At 47.3% G+C, this 2,115-nt stretch carries 1 protein-coding gene and 1 pseudogene; both read right to left on the bottom strand.

The window, feature by feature from the left end; all coding sequences use genetic code 11:
- A partial coding sequence (locus tag NAF17_RS18015; RefSeq protein WP_252759418.1) for a phosphoketolase family protein occupies nt 1–1,544 on the bottom strand: 1,544 nt, incomplete at its 3' end.
- A 7-nt stretch (nt 1,545–1,551) separates the two neighbouring features.
- A pseudogene (locus tag NAF17_RS18010) lies at nt 1,552–2,115 on the bottom strand (acetate/propionate family kinase); the annotation flags it as partial.

Genomic DNA, 2,115 nt, shown 5'->3' with positions numbered 1-2,115 from the left:
GGAAGTTCTAAAGTTATTTTCAGCCATTTGGCATGTTGGTTGAACATCGAATCCACAATATGAATGAAAGCCTCATAGCAATTAAACAAGCCGTGCCTGCCGGTCAATAAGTAACCTTCCAACCATCCCTCGCACTGGTGCTCACTCAGCATTTCCATCACACTTCCTTCGGGTGCAAGAAATTCATCACTATCGATGACCGGCGCATCCCATTGCCGCTGCGTCACTTCAAATATCGCATCCAAGCGGTTTGATACAGTCTCATCGGGCCCGAATACACGAAAATTGCGTTTTTTGCTATTTTCTTTGATCACATCGCGCAGGAAGCGGCCGGAAACATAGGTATCACCCTCGCCATTTGCGCCTGGTGCTTCCACAGTTACAGCATAATCCCTGAAATCAGGCAGGTGCAGCTCGCGTAAGAGCTGGCCGCCATTAGCATGAGGATTGGCCGCCATCCGCCTTTCCCCCTTTGGAGCTAATTCCTGCAGTTCAGGTTTCAGCTTTCCCATCTCATCAAATAATTCGTCTGGTTTGTAGCTTTTCATCCAGTTTTCCAATAGCTGCAAATGTTCGGGCGGGGCAGATGAAGAAACAGCAAGTGGTATTTGGTGCGCCCTGAAATTACCTTCGATCTTAAAGCCATCAACCTCTTTGGGCCCGGTCCAGCCTTTGGGTGACCGCAATATGATCATCGGCCAGCGCGGACGTTCTGTAATCTTATTAATTGCCGCATCGCTTTTGATTTGATGGATCTGCGCGATGGCTCGATCTAAGGTTGTAGCCATTTTTTGATGCATGAGGGTTGGATCATCACCCTCTACGAAATACGGTGCCCAACCGTAGCCCAAAAACAATTGCTCCAATTCCTCATGGCTGATGCGGGCCAATACTGTCGGGTTGGATATTTTATAACCGTTCAAATGCAAGATGGGCAAAACCGTTCCATCTGTCAACGGATTTAGAAATTTATTAGAATGCCAGGCGGTGGCCAAGGGGCCCGTTTCAGCCTCTCCGTCACCAACGACACAGGCCACGATCAGGTCCGGATTATCTAATACCGCGCCAAAAGCGTGGCTAAGCGAATAGCCCAATTCACCGCCTTCGTGAATAGAGCCGGGGGTTTGCGGCGAAGCATGGCTGGAAATGCCCCCCGGATAAGAAAATTGGGTAAAGAGCCTTTTTAAACCTTCTTCATCCTGAGTAATATTGGGATAAACTTCTGTATAGGTACCTTCCAGGTAAGTTCCTGCAACAACGGCAGGCCCGCCGTGGCCAGGGCCGGACACATAGATCATGTTGAGGTCAAAGCGGTTGATAATTCTGTTTAAATGGGTATAAATAAAATTCTGCCCCGGCGTAGTTCCCCAATGACCAAGGAGCATATTTTTCACATGCTCCAGTTTCAGGGGCTCTTTCAATAAAGGATTATGGCGCAAATAAAGCTGACCGACGGACAAATAATTGGCCGCGCGCCAATAGGCATTGATCTTGTATAATAATTCGGGGCTCAGCGTTTCCGGGTTCATCAATTCTGTTTCCATAATTATCTTATCTTTTTATACCGGGTTTAATCACCCGGCAAATCAGGCGGGCAATCATTAATTCTTCATTAGTTGGGATGACACGAACAACCACCTTACTCGTGTCTTTAGAGATTATAGCTTCATTTTTAGTGTTCTTTTTTTTATCAAGTTCAATTCCTAAAAATTGAAGGCCCGTGCAAATCATTTTCCTTACCTCGGGCGCATGTTCACCAATACCTCCTGAAAACACCAAAGTGTCTAAGCCACCTAATACAGCGGCATAAGCGCCAATATATTTTCTCGTCTGATAGCAAAAAAAATCAATGGCTTCAGCAACAGGGTGATCTGTATGACGGCTTTGGAGCAGTTCCTCCATACTGGCACTGGTTTCAGAAATACCCAGCAGACCGGATTCGTGATTGACGAGGTGGTTGAACTGATGCGGGCTTAACTGCTCATGCTGTATTAGGTAAGCCGCCACACCCGGGTCAAGGTCACCTGTCCGGGTACTCATCGGTATCCCCGATGATGGTGTAAAGCCCATACTGGTATCCATACTATTGCCGTTTTTGACAGCCGCAAGACTGGC

This window comes from Mucilaginibacter aurantiaciroseus, assembly GCF_024055595.1.
Taxonomy (GTDB): Bacteria; Bacteroidota; Bacteroidia; order Sphingobacteriales; family Sphingobacteriaceae; genus Mucilaginibacter; species Mucilaginibacter aurantiaciroseus.
The sequence above is the reverse complement of the archived record's forward strand: the minus strand, read 5'-3'. Positions and strand labels throughout refer to the sequence as shown.